The following is a 16,567-nucleotide window of genomic DNA, read 5'->3' as shown; positions in this document are numbered from 1 at the left end:
ACCTTGAAGTTGACTTTAAACCTAAAGTCATAAAGCGGCCAAGCTGCCCAGGTTCAATGCATTGCTCCACCGTCATGGGCTCATGGGTAGACGCAGACCAATCGACAAACACAGCCTCTGCAACACCTATGGAATGGGCTGCACTTCGTTCATCAGGGCCAAGGCCGAATCTCGAATCGGTCGAGGCCATACCTTCACTCAGGAGATACGAACATGGGATACGTCACTACGCGGGACGGTGTTGAAATCTTTTACAAGGACTGGGGGCCACGTGATGCCCAGGTCATCTTTTTCCATCATGGATGGCCGCTCAGCGCAGACGATTGGGACGCGCAGATGCTCTTTTTCCTGGACCACGGCTATCGGGTCGTTGCCCACGACCGACGGGGGCATGGGCGCTCCAGCCAGGTCTGGGACGGCCACGACATGGATCACTATGCCGACGACGTTGCCGCCGTGGTCGACCACCTCGGCGTACAAGGCGCCGTCCATGTCGGACACTCCACAGGCGGGGGTGAGGTCATCCATTACATCGCGCGCCACGGTGAAGACCGGGTGTCGAAGGCTGCCATCATCAGCGCCGTGCCGCCGCTGATGGTTCAGGCTGCGAACAATCCTGGCGGTTTGCCGAAATCGGTTTTCGACGACCTGCAGAGCCAACTAAAAGCCAACCGCGCACAGTTCTATTACGACGTTCCGGCAGGACCTTTTTACGGCTACAACCGCCCAGGTGCGAAACCGTCCGAGGGCGTCGTGTGGAACTGGTGGCGACAAGGCATGATGGGCTGTGCCAAGGCACACTATGACGGGATCGTGGCGTTTTCTCAGACCGACTTCACCGAGGATTTGAAGAGCATAAAGATCCCCGTACTGGTGATGCACGGGGACGATGACCAGATCGTGCCCTATGAAAATGCCGGAGTTCTGTCCGCCGGACTTCTGCAAAACAGCATCCTGAAAATCTACCCCGGCTTCCCCCACGGAATGCCGACAACTAACGCCGATACGATTAACGCTGATCTACTGGCGTTCGTGCGTAACTAAACCACTGGGGCGGGTAAAGACCCGCCCTTGCTGGCTTAAAGCTCGGGGCAAAGACCGAGTCGCCGCCCTCACCCGCGAGCCACACTCAATGAAGTTGCAAGGCAGCTAAATAGCCGCCCTCGGAAAACACTAGACTACGAAACACCCGCCGAACGATTTAGCCAATCTGTTGCATCGACCGGTTGAATCCACAGCCAGAAGCGGTCACTGCATAAACTCGGCGCACGCGAACCGGCAAACCGGAACGCCTGCGGTGTCCACGCTCTGGAAAAAGACTCAGGTGCCCAAGCACTTTAACAACAGGGCCAACACCCAATCTTCTTGCGAGGCCAATGCCGTGCTGATCTCCTCGCATCTCCCATTCAGAGACAGCAGGTTGCCAGCCAGTACTTCTCCACTGGACATGCACATATCCAAAACAATACTAAAAACCCCGTTACCTACCTGCTTGCTTTCAAAAACAAGCTCAACCTCTTTAGGGAAGATCGTCACGTAGACGAAGAGTATTCCATTCGCGTATGTGTAGTGGCCATGATTTCTTTTGAGTAAAACATTCTGGCTTTTCGAAGCCTTCACATAAACATTATCTAGAAACCTTTGAAGGATGAGCAAAGGCTCTGGCTTTTCAGTGCTCATTGGGTTTCCTTGCGAGCAGTAGACTTCAACACGCCATTCTAACCAACATCGACGGCGCCCGAGCTGCACGATGCGCAAGGGCGGCCATCTGCGGGTCATTGCCCTCTGTGATGAGTAGTTGTTCTTAGCTATCAGCTTACCAGCCCAGGGTCTCGCCCCCCCCCCAACAACCAGCTCGCCAAATGCAACCAAGGTAGCGAGAATAGGACCTCGAACCCCTACCTGAATCTGCACTGACCGCTTTCGGCCGATTGCTGCTGCACGATAAGAGTAAAAGATGGAGCTGTATGATGATTGATAGCCTGGAGGTTCAAGAGTTCGATTACCTTGAACAGGCGTTACTTGAAGCGAGCGTGCCTTTCAGTGAAATAACACGTCAGTACGCACGCTATTTGCTCAGTCTGATCGACGGCGGTGTACTTGCTAGCATTTCCACCCCTAAGTTGAAAGTGCTGATTCCATATATCGAAAAAAGCATCCAGCGAGAACCTATAGAAAGCGATGGGGATCTCCGGAGAAGGCTTGTACTAGAACTCTGGACGGTAGAGCAACAGCACCGTAAATCAGATGAAGACTTTGCGAACCTCATACGCTGTGTACTTTTTTGCTTTGCAACAGAAGAGTGCTGGATAGAGGAAGGCACTGGGGACGCGACGCCTATCTATCTTTATTTTCTGGCTCTAAAAAAAATACTACCTGGCACAAGAAAAGCCTTTATCAAAGGCTTTCAAGATTTTATTGCAGCCAACGGAAAATACACGCTTCACGAATAGATTGGCCCGGCCGGGCATCTTTAGATTCACTGCGCTGAAACGCCGCCAGACGGGCCTTGGCGGGCCGAAACTCTCTCCTCCCCCAAAAGCGGGTTCGGCCACATGATCCAAAGCACTGAAACTGTTACGCCCGGTCATGCCAGGACATCCACATACATCTGATGGAGTCGCTTACGGCGAACCTCTGGACCGGATCCTGGGGCAAAACGATGGTTTCCTCGAACACGCCGGGATGTTCGCCATTCCTCGCGGTATATCTTAAAATGCGCGGTTGCCGAAGAACCGTCATGACCATAGCCATGAAAGGCTTCCATTCTTTACAGATAAGTGTGGTCAAGATGAACAAGCCTTTCATTACACTGTGCCCTGAAATTACTCGGGCGCACGCGCTGACATTGATGGATTGGTTGGAGGATGAGCGCGTTACCTGCTTTCTGAGCGATTCGCGTCACGTCTCCCGCTCCATCGAACAAGTCATCGATCGGACTCAATTGCCGGTCCTGACCCATCTATTCAACCGGGACGGCCGGTTCTTCATGGCCTATGACCGGCATGACGCCCCGGTGGGCTTTGTCCGTCTGATCAAGACCGGCTCCAATTGCGAGATAGTCCTGGTCATCGGAGACAGCGACAAATGGGGCCGGAACCTGGGCGCCCGCACCATCCGCGAAGGCATGAAACTGGCCTTCCTCGACATGCGGGCCGAGAAGCTCATCGCCAAGATCCACCCGGACAACACGCGCTCGCTGAAAGCCTTTCAGCGCAGCGGCTTTGTGCTTGAAAGCGAAACGCCGACATTGAAATCATTTTCCATGACGGCCGAGCGCTATCTCCAGTTCTTGCGCGAAGGTACCGTTGTCGACTCCACCGAGATCTACATCACTGAAATCGACAAGGCCAGGCTCGAGAGCCTGATCGTGTTCGAGCAAGGCCCGACGATTGTTGAACTCGAACATGAGCTTGAGCGAGCCATTGTCGTCAAGCCCCAGCACGTGGCGCGCAACGTCATCACGATGAACTCCAGGGCCTTGCTGCAACTGGACGACGAAGAGATCGAAGTGGCCTTGGTCTACCCTGAAGACGCGGACAGCACCGCAGGGAAGCATTCGGTGTATTCCGATATAGGCGCCGCCATCCTTGGCTATCAGGAGGGGGACACCATCGACTGGCGAATCTCTGATCGCACCCGCCGGATTGAAATCAGGAAAGTGCTTTACCAGCCGGAGGCTGCGGGGGATTTCCACCTGTAAGTGCGCCTTTTGCTTAGTGTTCGGCCATCAAGCGCGAGGATTCCCCAAAGGAGAGTGCCGCGCTTTTCGTGCTTGAGCGGCCCGCTGATTTGGTCAAATGCAGGAGGCGGTAGAACAGGTCTAGCCGGCTATCGGTGTTGATGACTCAACCAAAGATAAAATAAGCCGCCGCGGCGATCAGTCCCACACTCAACGAAACAAACGACACAAAAGACACCCATTGAAATGCCTTGGTGGTCTCCACCGTAGTGGAGAACGCCATGGGCACAAACGTCAGCGGATTGACCACGCCACCAAACATCACCAACGCAACGACCCAGTCGGGAAGCTGAGGATTGGCAAGCGCGGTGACCGCCATCACCGTCCCCATGATGATCCAGTCCAGATGCGCCTGCCGCACGCGCATCGGGTTGACCACACCTAGGGCACGGAGCTTGGCTGGGTAGTCGACGGAAGCCAGAACGGCAAAGCCGGAGAGCGCACCCAACATGATGGATAAGAGCGCTGTAGCCAAAAGTACATGAACCATGAGTTAGCCTTAATGATTCCGGGCCGGCCTATGCACGGCCACCCGGAATATAGGGTTGAGGAGATATTCAGTCGTCGCGCAGCGTTAAACCGGTACGTACGCGTCGATCAATCGAGAGCTCGAAGACATCCGGGCGCAAGTAATGACCTGCCACATCGAGGTCATGGTGCTGGGCATCGATCTGCGCAAGGTCGATGGTTGCCAGGACAATTCCAGGTTCCCCAAAGAGCGGTGCCGTCACCCAGGAACCATCTGGAGCGACCACACCAGATCCACCATTGAACAGTAAACGCTCCTCCAGTCCGTTGCCGCCAACCCCAAGGCGGTAAGCCGTCAGTAACTCGGCTGGCACATCAGCAACGTTCAGGTACTGGCCAGCGCAAAGCACAAAACAGCGCCCTTCGAAGGCATAGGAACGGGCAGCAACATGGTGCATTTCCGTCATGTCCGGCCATGCCGCCACATGAATCTGTTCGTCTTGTGCATGCAGGGCCTGGCGCGCCAGCGGGTGCCAGTGCTCCCAGCACACCAGCCCTCCCACGCGACCAACCGCGGTATCGACCACCCGTAGACCTGCGGCATCTCCGTTGGCCCATACCGTGCGTTCGGTGTGGGTCGGCGTCAGTTTGCGGTGCACATTCAAAATGGTCCCCTCCGGGCCAATAGTGACTAGAGAGTTGTAGAGCGAGCCGCCGTGGCGCCGGGAGCGCTCGTTCATACCCATCACCACGGTGACTGCGTTAACACGCGCAGCCTCGCGAAGCACCGCAAGGTCATCGTCCATGTCGTCAGGCTGGCCAATAACCGGGCTGTCCGCCAGTAGCTTGGCGTACCAGAACTTGGCTTGCGCATCGTCCCAGCCCGCCATTCCAAATATCCATGCGGGGTAACAGCTCAACCACGTTTCCGGGAATACCACGAGTTGCGCCTCCTTGAGCGCAGCACTCTTGATATGTTCGGCTGCCAGGCGCATCGATTCGGCTCGATCAAGAAGAGCCGCAGGCATTTGCACAATAGCGACTGTTTTTTCGCATTTGCTGATCATCTAAAAACCTTTTTCTGATGGTCGTTTATCGGTGAGCGTTCAGCCGGCAATACCTTCAAGCACGAGCTGACTTTGGCGTTGCGCTGCGATCTCCGATGAGCGTTCGAGGTTGCGCGCCAACCCGAGATACAGGCCGCCGGAAATCAACAAGCCGGGGATGAATGCGATATCCGCACCGCCCAGTGCCGCAGCTACTGGGCCAACGAAAAACGGAAGCGAGAAGAACGGCACCATTGCGACAAAACCAACCAGATAGGCCAGTACACCTCGCCAGGCCCAACGGCCATATACACCGTGCGGATTGAATATTTCGGCGATGGCGTATTCGCCTTTGCGAATCGCATAAAAGTCGACGAGGTTGACCGCCGTCCATGGGATGAGGAAGTACAGCATAAGCAGTACAAAGCCATTGAAGCTGGCCATATAGGCATCCGGTAACGCCAAAGCGATCACCAGTGACAGCAGGCCCACTACGCTCAGGCCGATCACTCTCACGCGGACACCGGGGCGTACTGGATGGAAGCCGTCCACCGCGCTGATTCCAGTTAGCATGGCGCCATAGCTATTTATGCCGGTGACCGACAACTGCGCGACGGCCCCCACCAACGCGACGAATATGCCAAAGCCAGGGAAGAAATAATTACCGGTTTGCACCAGCGAAACGATGCCATCGGCGCCCGGTATATAGCTGGACAACACCGCTCCCAGCGACATCAGCCATATCGCCGACGCAGTCGCGCCCAAGTACGTCCAGAAGATCAGCCGGGGGCTGGACGAGTCTTGAGGCAGGTAGCGCGAATAATCGGAGACATACACCGAATAGCTGATGTTGTACCCAGCAGCAAGTGACAACTGCACGAGAAACGCAGTGGTGTTCCAACCCGAGTTCACCGGTATTGGAGCTGCCGCTGGCAGTGCAGTAACAGCCATCAACGTCACGATGCCAAACACGGCAATTAGCAGATACGTGAGCCAACGTTGCACAAAGTGCAACAGGTCATATCCCACCAGTGCAATCACGATGCTGATCGCAATCAACATGGGGTACCAGAACCACGTCGAGCCCGGCAGAACCAGCTGTATGGCCTGAGTGACCAAAATGACGCCGAATACTATAAAGCCGATGTAAACAAAGATGGTCGCCGCAAACGGCACAATGGCACCGCGGCTACCGAATTGCGCACGAGACTGAATCATCTGCGGCAAGCCCATCTTGGGGCCCTGGTTGGCGTGCAAGGCCATGAACACGGTGCCAAAGCCAGCACCTATTACAATCGCCAGTACACTCCACATTATGCTGAGCCCCATGCTTGGCCCAACAAAGCCGACCATCATGGTGAGAAACACAAAGTTGCCGGTAAACCAGAACGGGCCTTGGTGCCAGACCTTACCGTGCCGCTCTGCACGAGGCACATAATCGATTGAGCGAGCTTCAATGGCGGGCCTGCTCGATCCGCTACTTCGTTGAGTTGCCATACCGCACTCCGTAATCGTTATTTTTGTTCTGGGTGAAGTTTTGCTTGTGTGGGCCGCGGCAGTGGCTCCCCTCCCCGCAACACTACCGACCAGCAGCACCGCGAGTATCGGAAGAAAAAAATGGCTGGTAAATCCTGCAGTACGGAACCTGACTTACTCGAAATCGCAACTAAAAAACGGCCTCTTTCGGTGCAGTTCAGTCGCATTGATTCGCAAGGTAAATTTGCTGGTATAAGGGCTGTCCCTATAGCGTTTGTGTCTCTACATCGGAGGTTTTGATGCTCACTAATCTCTCAGACGTGGATCTGCGCAAACTGCGCATCTTTTGCACCATCGTCGAGGCTGGAGGCTTCACTGCCGCGCAGGTACGCTTAAATACCAGCCTGCCTCGCTTGAGCACATTGGTGCGAGATCTGGAAATCCGCCTCGGCTACTCCCTCTGCCGTCGTGGCAAGAGCGGCTTTCAACTTTCCGAACAAGGCGCCCAAACTTATGCAGCGGCGCAGGAACTGTATGCTGATATCGACCGCTTTCATCGGCGGGTAGTCATGCTTAACGAAAAGTATCCAGAGTTCTTGCAGATTGGCAGCGTCGATAACCTGCTTTCGCTTGACCAGGCACCGCTGCCGCAGGCCCTCGCTTCCTTTCGCCTGGTTTCGCCCAGTACCCGCATCGACCTGCAGGTAATGCGTGCCGACGAGCTTGAGCAAGCCGTGCTCGAAGGGCGTCTGCACCTCGCCATCGGTTGTTTTAACCACCAGCTTTCAGGCCTGCATTACCAAGCGCTGTTCGAGGAAGAACAAAACCTGTATTGCGGGCGGGGTCATCCTTTCTTTGCACGTCCCGACGAGCATTTTACGGACGAGGAGATCGGTGCCGCAGATTACGTAGACCGTGGCTACATGCTCGAAAGCCGCCGGCCGCACAAGTTGCGCTTCGGCAACTCGGTAAGCGCTTTCTCCATGGAAGCCATTGCCACACTGATTGCTTCCGGCACCTGCATCGGCTACCTACCGACCCACTACGCCGATATCTGGGTAGCACGTGGCATGTTGCGTGTAATTGCACCGCAGCGGCTGAGGTATAACGCAGCATTTCACAGCATCACCCGACAAGGGCAAGTCCCAACAGAGTCACTGGCCAAGCTGATGCAAGCGTTGCAGGCCGCAAAGCACTCGGTGACATTGAACTCGAGCACGCAAGTTTGAAAAATGACAAACAAACCCGTCCGTCGAAAGCACTTTTCCATACCTTAGGCAAATGGCTGTCGCATACAGCGTCTTTCATCCGCTCATGATTATGTCCTCCACTTAAGTGGAGGACTGCAGAACAGTAATAAGTCCACGCAAGTGGGTCAGTGCTACCATTTGAAGGTCAAGGCCACTGAGAATAGTTGTCCGCTGGCTACCATCAGGAAGATAAACGATCAAGCCATCTCCTTGAACGATGTAGTGGTTAGTACACTTCGGACCTTCGCGTTCAAAACCAATTTCTTCTTCCTTGTACAACTATTTAATTAAAAACCGCTCAACCGTGCGTTCAATAGTTGCCTGTCTGCATCATCATCCAGCACATGCATTCTGCGGTGGCAGTTGGGGCAAAGCGCAGCTGTATTCTCCACCGTATCGGCCCCGCCTTTTACAAGCCACACAATGTGGTGCGTCTCCAGAAAAGGGGTTCCGTCCTTCTTGTTGAACGGTGCAGCTTCTTGGCACAAGTCACACCGCCCCTTGGATCTGCGCTTGGCATGCTCCGCTACCCAGGCCGAACGCTGATGCTGGGTAACTTTGGCACTGCGCTTTCCAACACTGGCCCGCCCCTGGCGCCGAGCGAGGGCCTCCACCTCCGCATCACTCAATTTACGAGCTTGCTTCTCTTTCACCAGGTTTAGCTGTTGCAGCGTGGATTCTGGTATGGCCGGCAAAGCACCTGACTTGAGGCGTAGCGGGAATACCCACACAAAGCGCTCCTGCCCCTCAGCGTCAGGCTGCCTCTCCTGATACGGCTCATCAGCCAGCACTACCTCACCGATGTAGGTATAGGTTTTAGCAGTGAATACTTCGAACAGATGCACGGATACGCCGTTGGTACGAGACTCGTTCAGCGTTCTGTTTTGGTTAAACTCCAGCGACTGATCACCCTGCTGCCCCATACCGGTGTAGTGCAGCACATCATTAACCCAGCGATCGTCATAAATGGACGCCACATGGTTCGAAACGATGACGAGGGTGTTAGTACGATTTGAGCGGCGCATCCCACCTTGCGGACTGCATTGAAACAAACGCGTCAGATCGTCGTTATTGAGATTAGAGCCTGGGACTGGAGGAACAAAATTAACCATATGTTCGGATGATCTCTTCAGCAATTGGAACATCAGCAGGAGCAAGGTCGTATTGCAGTAATTCGTGAGGTCGCACCCACTCGATCAGGTCATGTACCTGCGGGACGAATTGGATGGATTGCAAAACGACGCTGACGGCGATCAGTTCGATCGTGCCGCCGGGATAGGTGTAAATCGAAAAAGTGAGAATCTCGCCGGCGACGGACTCAACACCCAACTCTTCACGTAGTTCACGGGTGATGCAGTCCTGCGGTGTTTCGCCATGCTCAAGCTTACCGCCCGGAAACTCCCACATGCCCGCCAGCTTCTGGCCTGGAGCTCTGCGCGTGATAAGAATTTTCCCGTCGCGATGTACGACCGCGGCAGCTACTGGTGCTTTCATAGCGCGATTCCTTATCGCCAAGTCCGAAAGATCCATAGGAACGAAGGGAAAACATCTTAGCCGAGAACCATCACCAGCCCGCACTCTGGGAAGGGAAATTCTCTTCAGTGCGACGCCAAAAACAGGCGAGTTGCGGAAGTGATCTAAAAAATTGCGGAAGTGACTGCCCAAATCCCAGGCAATAAAAAACCCCGTAGACGTTAATCTACGGGGTTTTCAAGGGTGGAGGCCGAGGTCGGAATCGAACCGGCGTAGGCGGATTTGCAATCCGCTGCATAACCATTTTGCTACTCGGCCCCAAATGTCCAATGCCTGAAACACAACACTGGACACGTACAAACTGGAACGGCTAACGAGATCAACTTCATCTCGTAACTCTTTGATTTATAAAGAGTTTTTCCGTTTCCTCGCTGAGGAATGGTCGCAATTATGGACGTGTTTTCCATTCCTGGCAACTCCTATTCGAGATTTTTTCTGCCGGGCTGTTTCTACAGGTTTCCGGGCTGAGCCAATCCGTCGGGCGAACAGCCTGGTGTTCGCCAACGAGGCGGGATGATTGCACAAACCCATCCAGATAGCTGCCCCCTTCTGTGTTTGCCCACCTACCCGATCGGGTTATGGCGTGGGCCGGGGCGCTCGCGGACAGTTACGCCAACGGCTCGACCCGGGCTCCTTCCATCACGTTCAAGGCGGAATTGAAGTATGCGTACAGCTTTCCCTGCGATGTTTGGCGTGGTTCTGGCACTGACGGCGGCTTGGGCACAGGCCGGTGAGCCTGGAGACAAGACCCTGCGCCTGTACAACTGGTCGGACTATATCGGCGAGAACACCCTCGCCGAGTTCGAGAAGGCCACCGGGATCAAGGTGATCTACGACACCTTCGATTCCTATGAAACCGTCCAGGGCAAGCTGCTGCCGGGGCGCTCCGGCTACGACCTGGTGGTGCTCAACGCGGCCCTGGTGCCGCCCTTGATCAAGGCGCGGGTGTTCCAGCCGCTGAACAAGGCCTTGCTGCCCAGTTGGCAGAATCTCGACCCGCAGGTGCTCAAGAGCCTGGAAAGCTACGACCCGGGTGTGCAGTACTCGGCGCCCTACACCTGGGGCAGCAATGGCGTGACCTATAACGTCGACAAGGTCCGCGAGCGCATGCCGGACGCGCCCATCGGTTCTCTGGCCATGCTCTTCGATCCCAAGGTGGTGTCGCGCTTCGCCGATTGCGGGGTGACGCTGCAGGATTCGCCCACCGACATTCTGCCGCTGGTGCTGGCTTACCTGGGGCGCAATCCCAACAGCGCCGCCCCCGAGGATTTGAAAGCGGCGCAGGATGCCTTGATGGCGGTGCGCGCCTATATCCGCAAGTTCGACTCCACCAGCTACCTCAATGGCCTGGCCAATGGCGACCTGTGCGTCAGCGCCACCTGGTCCGGCGACTACGCCACGGCCCAGGCCAGGGCCAACGAGGCCGGGGCACCGGTCAAGCTCGACTATTTCATTCCCAGGGAAGGCTCGCTGATCTGGTTCGACGATTTCTATATCCCCGCCGACGCGCCGAACGTGGCCAGCGCCCATGCCTTTATCCAGTACCTGCTGCAACCTAAGGTAATGGCCGAGGTCAGCGACTACATCCGCTACGCCAACGCCAATCTCAAGTCCACACCACTGTTGAGCGCCGAGGTGCGGGACAACCCGGCGATCTACCCCGATGCCCAGACCCGCGAGCGGCTGTTCACCCAGAAGATCCAGACGCCCGCCAGCACCCGGCTGATCACCCGTACCTGGAACATGGTGAAGATCGGCAAGTGAGCCCCCCCGCCCCCACAGACTTTCCACCCTATATTGCTACCCGAGGTGAAGCCCATGGCTATCCAACCCGACGCCTTCTTCCAGCAGTTCGACGATTCGAAACTGGTGGCCGCCGACAAGGCGCACTACATGCACGGCTTCCATATGTTCGACGAACACCGCGAGCAGGGGTCGTTGAATATCGCTGCCGGCGACGGCGCCTACATCTATGACACCGCCGGCACCCGCTACCTGGATGCCGTAGGCGGCATGTGGTGCACCAACATCGGCCTGGGCCGCGAGGAAATGGCCGAGGCCATCGCCGACCAGGTGCGGCAACTGGCCTACTCCAACCCGTTCTGCGACATGGCCAATGTCAGCGCCATCGAGCTTTGCCAAAAGCTGGCAAGCCTGGCCCCAGGGGACCTGAACCACGTGTTCCTGACCACCGGCGGCTCCACCGCGGTGGACACCGCCTACCGCCTGGTGCAGTTCTATCAGAACAGTCGCGGCAAGCATGAGAAGAAGCACGTGATCTCGCGGCACAACGCGTACCACGGCTCCACCTTCCTGACCATGTCCATCGGTAACAAGGCCGCTGACCGAGCGCCTGAATTCGACTTCATGAGCGACCTGTTTCACCACATCTCCTGCCCCAACTACTACCGGGCGCCGGCCGGCATGAGTGAAGCGGACTTCCTCGAGTTCCTGGTAGCGGAATTCGAAGACAAGATCCTCACCCTGGGCCCGGACAAGGTGGCGGCGTTCTTCGCCGAACCCATCATGGGCTCCGGTGGGGTAATCATTCCTCCCGAGGGTTATCACCGGCGCATGTGGGAAATCTGCCAGCGCTACGACCTGCTGTATGTCGCCGACGAAGTGGTGACCTCCTTCGGCCGCCTGGGTGCTTTCTTCGCCTCCGAGGAAGTGTTCGGCATGCAGCCGGACATCATCACCACTGCCAAGGGCCTGACCTCGGGCTACCTGCCCCTGGGCGCGTGCATTTTCTCCGAGCGCATCTGGCAGGTCATCGGCGAGCCGGGCAAGGGTCGCTGCTTCACCCACGGTTTCACCTACAGCGGGCACCCGGTGAGTTGCGTCGCGGCGTTGAAGAACATCGAGATCATCGAGCGGGAAAACCTGCTGGCCCATGTCGAAGAGGTCGGCGTCTATATGGAGCAGCGCCTGCAGACCCTGGCCGAACTACCCCTGGTGGGCAGCGTGCGCTGCAAGCGGCTGATGGCCTGCGTCGAATTCGTCGCCGACAAACGCACCAAGGCGCTGCTGCCCGACGGGCTGAACATCGCCGAACGCATCCATCTGCGGGCCCAGGCCAAAGGCTTGTTGGTGCGCCCCATCGGCCATCTCAATGTGATGTCGCCCCCCTTGATCATCACTCGCCAGCAGATCGACGAAATAGTCGCCACCTTGCGCGACTGCATCCTCGAAGCCGCCGCCGAACTGCGCCAGAACGGCCAGTACCTGGGCCAATGACCCCTAGCCGCTGGCAGCGCGAATATCGGCCCGGGGTCTTACCGGGCCTGCGCCCGACCGTTAGACTGCCGGGCATGAGCGCACCTGCAAACACTTCTACCGCCCCCCTCAGCCTCCCTGCCCTGCAGGCCTGGCACGCCTGCCTGGCCCAGGCCTTCGGCAGCGTGGACGATGGCACCTTCCTGCAGCACCTGGCGACGGCGCTGAACGCCCTGACGCCCATCGAATCGATGATGATCAGCCTGGAACGCAAGGGCCTGCCACCGCAATTGCTGCATGAACGGGGCATAGTCGGCGCCTACCGCGACGAGATCATCAACCGCTACTTTTCCCGCGGTTATCTGCTGGATCCGTTCTGCCTGGCGGTGGAAAACGGCCTGGCCGAAGGTTTCTATCACCTGTCGGAAATCGCCCCGGACGACTTCTTCAGCAGCGAGTACTACAAGACCTACTACCTCAAGACCGGGGGCGCGGAAGACAGTTACTACATCGTCGACCTCGATCCCCAGAGCAAGATTTCCCTGTGCATGTTCCAGGGCCTGAGCGGCGAGCGCTTCGCCAGCGAACCCCTGGCGCTGTTGCGGGCGGTGGAACCGCTGGTGCGCGAGCTGATCCGCCGTTTCGGCGGTAGCGGCCTGCAACCGCTGTTGCGCCTGGCCAGTCAGGACGCACTGCCCGCCCCGGCACCGGCCAACTTCAACCAGCAGATCGAAGCGGCGTTCATGAGCTTTGGCCAGCCACTGCTGACGGTTCGCGAGCGCGAAATTGCCCACCTGATCCTGCGGGGGCACTCGGTAAAATCCACGGCCAAGGTGCTGGAGATTTCCCCGGAAACCGTGCGCATGCACCGCAAGAACCTCTACACCAAGCTGACCATCAACTCCCAGGCCGAGCTGTTCGCGCTATTCATCGACTGGCTGACCCAGCCCGCACCCACCAGCCAAAGCCCCCTGTAGGAGCGAGCGTGCTCGCGATGCGCTCAAAAACGCCGCGGTCACTGAGTGAACGCGGCGTTTTCGGTGACGATCTTCGCGAGCAAGCTCGCTCCTACGGCCTTTCCATCAGCGAGCGGCCCAGGCGTTGAAACGCTGCTCCAGCTCCTCGCCATGATCGACCCAGAACCCCGCATCCACCGCCCTGGCGCCCTTCAAATTGGCCTCGAAGGTCGGCAGTTGCCGCTGCACCGCCTCAGGCAGCAACGGCAGCGCCTGACGATGCACCGGCCCGTAGGGGATGTTTTCAGAGAACACTTTCTGCGCCTGGGGCTGGCTGGCAAACAGAATGAAGGCTTCGGCCAGGGCTTTGTTCGGCGAACCCTTGACCACCGCCCAGTACTCCGGGTCGTACAGGCTCTGAGGCCAGAGGATGCTCAGTTGCATGCCCTCCTTCTGGGCCATGGCAATGCGCCCGTTGTAGGCTGCGCTCATCACCACGTCACCGGCCACCAGCCACTGCGGCGGCTGAGCCCCGGCTTCCCACCACTGGATGTAGGGCTTGATCTGGTCGAGCTTGGCAAAGGCCCGGGTCACGCCCTCGGGGGTGTTGAGCACCTGATACAACTGGGCAGGCGCCACACCGTCGGCCAGCAAGGCAATTTCCAGGGTGTACTTGGCGCTCTTGCGCAAGCCGCGCTTGCCGGGGAAGTCCTTGAGGTTCCAGAAATCCGCCCAGGACTGCGGCGCCTTCGCCAGCTTCTGCGGGGCAAAGGCCATGACCATCGACCACACATAAGTGGCGACCCCGCATTCGGTCAACGTGCCGGGCACGTACTGCGCCGGGTCCCCGAAACGGGCCAGGTCCAGGGGTTCGAACAGGCCCTCGTCACAGCCACGCAGCAGCTCCGGGCTCTCCACTTCGACCACATCCCAGCTGGTCTTGCCGACATCGACCATGGCCTTGATCTTCGACAGCTCGCCATTGTATTCGCCGGCCACTACCCGGGCCGCCCCGCTCTGGTTGAATGGCTGGAAGTAGGCCTGCTCCTGAGCCTGTTTAGTGGCTCCGCCAAAGGAAATGACCGTGAGGTTCTGCGGCTGGGCGTAAGCCCCGGTGCACAGCAAGACCCACGACAACGCAACGCCGCAACGCAAGGTGTTGGACATGAAACCCATCCTCAAGAAAGCCGGCTCGCCCGCACGAACCCGCACAACAAGAGCCTGGAAGCGACCGTATGCAACGGGCGGTACAGCACCAGGCACTACGAGTCTTGGTCAGCGGCGCAAGGGCTCGCGCGGCGCAGGCCGCGTAGCCGGATCATCACCGTTGCGGGCTCTGCGGCCCTGATCGTTTGGTGTAGTGGCGACCCGTCCGGAGCAACCGGCCGTGGTCATGCGCGAATGGCAATTCATCGCTTGCTCCCTGTTGTTTTTGTAGGAAGAACAAATCGATCGGCAGTGCATCGCAGGAGCGCCCGTGGCAGTCGGGCAGGCGGATGCAGGGGTTCATTGTTTCCATAACCCGGGGCGTTGCGAAACGAGGTTTTTGTGAGGCACAGGCAAGGGAAAAGCTGCCTAGAAAACAGCCGGGGTAAAAAAGCCGCAACTGGGCCGGCCGGTTCAGCGCCAGGTGAGGCTAGAATCAGTTCCTTTCTCCCCCGCGACCCGACGAGATCCGTTCATGAGCTTCGATTTCGATACCCTGCACTCCCGTCATGGCACCGGCAGCACCAAATGGAGCCGCTACCCCGAGGATGTCCTGCCGATGTGGGTGGCGGACATGGATTTCGCCGTGGCCGATGGCATCCTTCAGGCCCTGCGTCAGCGTCTGGAGCACCCGCTGCTGGGCTATAGCGTGGCCCGGGACGAATTGCGCGAGGCGGTGGTCGCCGACCTGTGGGACAAATACGCCTGGCGCGTCAGGCCCGACGAGCTGATTTTCCTCCCCGGGGTCGAGCCCGGGTTCAACATGGCCCTGCACGCCTTCGTCCAGCCGCAGCAGAAGGTGGTGCTGCAAACCCCCAACTATCGCCCCCTGCGCCTGGCTCCGGGCAACTGGGGCCTGGACAAGGTCGAAGTGCCGTTCCAGCTCACCGCCGACGGAACCTACGACACCCCCATGGACGCCCTGCGCCAGGCCTTGCAAGGTGCCGGCGCGATGCTCCTGAGCAACCCGCACAACCCCCTGGGCAAGGTCTTCCCCCGGGACGAACTGTTGGCGGTGGCCACTGCCTGCCTGGACCAGGGCGCGTTGATCATTTCCGACGAGATCCATGCCGAGTTGTGCTTCGACGGCCGCCGGCACATCCCCACCGCCTCCCTGAGCCCGGAAATCGCCCGGCGTACCATCACCCTGATGTCGGCCAGCAAGGCCTACAACATCGCCGGGATGAAGACCTGCTTCGCCATCATCCAGGACCCTGCCACCCGCCTGGCCTTCAACAATGCCCGCGCCGGCATGGTAGACAGCGTCAGCCCCCTGGGCCTGGAAGCCACCCTGGCCGCCCTGACCCACGGCGGCCCCTGGCTCCAGGCCCTGCTGGGCTACCTGCAGGCCAACCGCGACTACCTGCTGCACGCGGTGCAGACCCGCCTGCCCGGCATCCGCATGCACGCACCCCAGGGCACCTACCTGGCCTGGCTCGACTGCAGCGCCCTGGGCCTCGACGACCCCCACGCCTTCTTCCTCGAGCAAGCCAAGGTCGGCCTCAGCGCCGGCCTGGAATTCGGAGATGACTGCGGGCAGTTCGTGCGCCTGAATTTCGGCTGCCCGCGGGCCTTGCTGGAAGACGGCATCCAGCGCCTGCAGGACAGCCTGCAACGGCGCTGATTCTCCACCCCCCCACTTTGGCGGCTGCTGTGTCGGGGACGAAGTGGGGG

At 58.3% G+C, this 16,567-nt stretch carries 15 protein-coding genes and 1 tRNA gene; 8 read left to right on the top strand and 8 right to left on the bottom strand.

Translation table 11 applies throughout. The features are described 5' to 3' along the window. The first annotated feature begins 213 nt into the window (after positions 1–213). Positions 214–1,044, top strand: a complete 831-nt coding sequence (locus ACUXVH_RS30775) for an alpha/beta fold hydrolase (RefSeq protein WP_065364234.1) — start codon at positions 214–216, stop codon at positions 1,042–1,044. Positions 1,045–1,320: 276 nt separating this feature from the next. Here ACUXVH_RS30775 and ACUXVH_RS30770 read toward each other — a convergent pair whose 3' ends face one another. Further along, positions 1,321–1,680: a hypothetical protein gene (locus ACUXVH_RS30770; RefSeq protein WP_041774288.1), complete on the bottom strand. Its 360-nt coding sequence runs from the start codon at positions 1,678–1,680 to the stop codon at positions 1,321–1,323. A gap of 290 nt (positions 1,681–1,970) precedes the next feature. Here ACUXVH_RS30770 and ACUXVH_RS30765 point away from each other — a divergent pair, with 290 nt between their 5' ends. After that, positions 1,971–2,453, top strand: coding sequence for a hypothetical protein (locus tag ACUXVH_RS30765; protein WP_065364235.1), 483 nt, complete (start codon positions 1,971–1,973; stop codon positions 2,451–2,453). Between the two features lie 287 nt (positions 2,454–2,740). Beyond that, the gene (locus ACUXVH_RS30760; protein WP_073698942.1) at positions 2,741–3,703 is read left to right on the top strand and encodes a bifunctional GNAT family N-acetyltransferase/nucleoside diphosphate kinase regulator; all 963 of its coding nucleotides are present in this window, start codon (positions 2,741–2,743) and stop codon (positions 3,701–3,703) included. A 145-nt stretch (positions 3,704–3,848) separates the two neighbouring features. Here the strand turns inward: ACUXVH_RS30760 and ACUXVH_RS30755 are convergent, their stop codons facing one another. From ACUXVH_RS30755 to ACUXVH_RS30745, 3 genes are all read right to left on the bottom strand, one after another. Continuing rightward, positions 3,849–4,232 carry a hypothetical protein gene (locus ACUXVH_RS30755; RefSeq protein WP_011061741.1) on the bottom strand — a complete coding sequence of 128 codons (384 nt, stop codon included), beginning with the start codon at positions 4,230–4,232 and terminating at the stop codon, positions 3,849–3,851. A gap of 67 nt (positions 4,233–4,299) precedes the next feature. After that, positions 4,300–5,277: a carbon-nitrogen hydrolase family protein gene (locus ACUXVH_RS30750; RefSeq protein ID WP_053152175.1), complete on the bottom strand. Its 978-nt coding sequence runs from the start codon at positions 5,275–5,277 to the stop codon at positions 4,300–4,302. Between the two features lie 39 nt (positions 5,278–5,316). After that, entirely contained in the window at positions 5,317–6,753 is a 1,437-nt protein-coding gene (locus ACUXVH_RS30745; protein WP_065364236.1) for a purine-cytosine permease family protein, read from the bottom strand. A 278-nt stretch (positions 6,754–7,031) separates the two neighbouring features. Between ACUXVH_RS30745 and ACUXVH_RS30740 the strand changes: the two genes are divergently transcribed. Further along, a complete protein-coding gene (locus tag ACUXVH_RS30740; RefSeq protein WP_019092750.1) occupies positions 7,032–7,961 on the top strand; it encodes a LysR family transcriptional regulator in 930 nt (309 codons plus the stop codon). A gap of 308 nt (positions 7,962–8,269) precedes the next feature. Here the strand turns inward: ACUXVH_RS30740 and ACUXVH_RS30735 are convergent, their stop codons facing one another. The 3 genes from ACUXVH_RS30735 to ACUXVH_RS30725 all read right to left on the bottom strand — a co-directional run bounded on the left by ACUXVH_RS30735 (position 8,270) and on the right by ACUXVH_RS30725 (position 9,773). Then, positions 8,270–9,127, bottom strand: coding sequence for an HNH endonuclease (locus tag ACUXVH_RS30735; RefSeq protein WP_255313854.1), 858 nt, complete (start codon positions 9,125–9,127; stop codon positions 8,270–8,272). Further along, positions 9,087–9,476, bottom strand: a complete 390-nt coding sequence (locus ACUXVH_RS30730) for a (deoxy)nucleoside triphosphate pyrophosphohydrolase (RefSeq protein WP_065364238.1) — start codon at positions 9,474–9,476, stop codon at positions 9,087–9,089. Before ACUXVH_RS30730 ends, ACUXVH_RS30735 begins: the two co-directional genes overlap by 41 nt. A 223-nt stretch (positions 9,477–9,699) precedes the next feature. Further along, a tRNA-Cys gene (locus tag ACUXVH_RS30725) sits at positions 9,700–9,773 on the bottom strand. A 405-nt stretch (positions 9,774–10,178) separates the two neighbouring features. Here ACUXVH_RS30725 and ACUXVH_RS30720 point away from each other — a divergent pair. From ACUXVH_RS30720 to ACUXVH_RS30710, 3 genes are all read left to right on the top strand, one after another. Continuing rightward, positions 10,179–11,279 (top strand): polyamine ABC transporter substrate-binding protein, encoded by a 1,101-nt coding sequence (locus ACUXVH_RS30720; RefSeq protein ID WP_065364239.1) that lies wholly within the window; start codon positions 10,179–10,181, stop codon positions 11,277–11,279. A gap of 54 nt (positions 11,280–11,333) precedes the next feature. Continuing rightward, on the top strand, positions 11,334–12,752 hold the full coding sequence (locus ACUXVH_RS30715) for an aminotransferase (RefSeq protein WP_011061747.1): 1,419 nt from the start codon (positions 11,334–11,336) through the stop codon (positions 12,750–12,752). A gap of 74 nt (positions 12,753–12,826) precedes the next feature. Continuing rightward, positions 12,827–13,708 (top strand): helix-turn-helix transcriptional regulator, encoded by an 882-nt coding sequence (locus ACUXVH_RS30710; RefSeq protein ID WP_065364240.1) that lies wholly within the window; start codon positions 12,827–12,829, stop codon positions 13,706–13,708. 105 nt (positions 13,709–13,813) lie between these two features. On the opposite strand, the gene ACUXVH_RS30705 is transcribed toward ACUXVH_RS30710, so the two are convergent. After that, on the bottom strand, positions 13,814–14,854 hold the full coding sequence (locus ACUXVH_RS30705; RefSeq protein ID WP_011061749.1) for an ABC transporter substrate-binding protein: 1,041 nt from the start codon (positions 14,852–14,854) through the stop codon (positions 13,814–13,816). A 514-nt stretch (positions 14,855–15,368) separates the two neighbouring features. Here ACUXVH_RS30705 and ACUXVH_RS30700 point away from each other — a divergent pair. Continuing rightward, positions 15,369–16,517 (top strand): MalY/PatB family protein, encoded by a 1,149-nt coding sequence (locus ACUXVH_RS30700; RefSeq protein WP_065364241.1) that lies wholly within the window; start codon positions 15,369–15,371, stop codon positions 16,515–16,517. Positions 16,518–16,567 lie beyond the last annotated feature (50 nt).

Source organism: Pseudomonas sp. 8(2025) (genome assembly GCF_052665325.1).
This window is presented reverse-complemented; position numbering and strand designations above follow the sequence as displayed.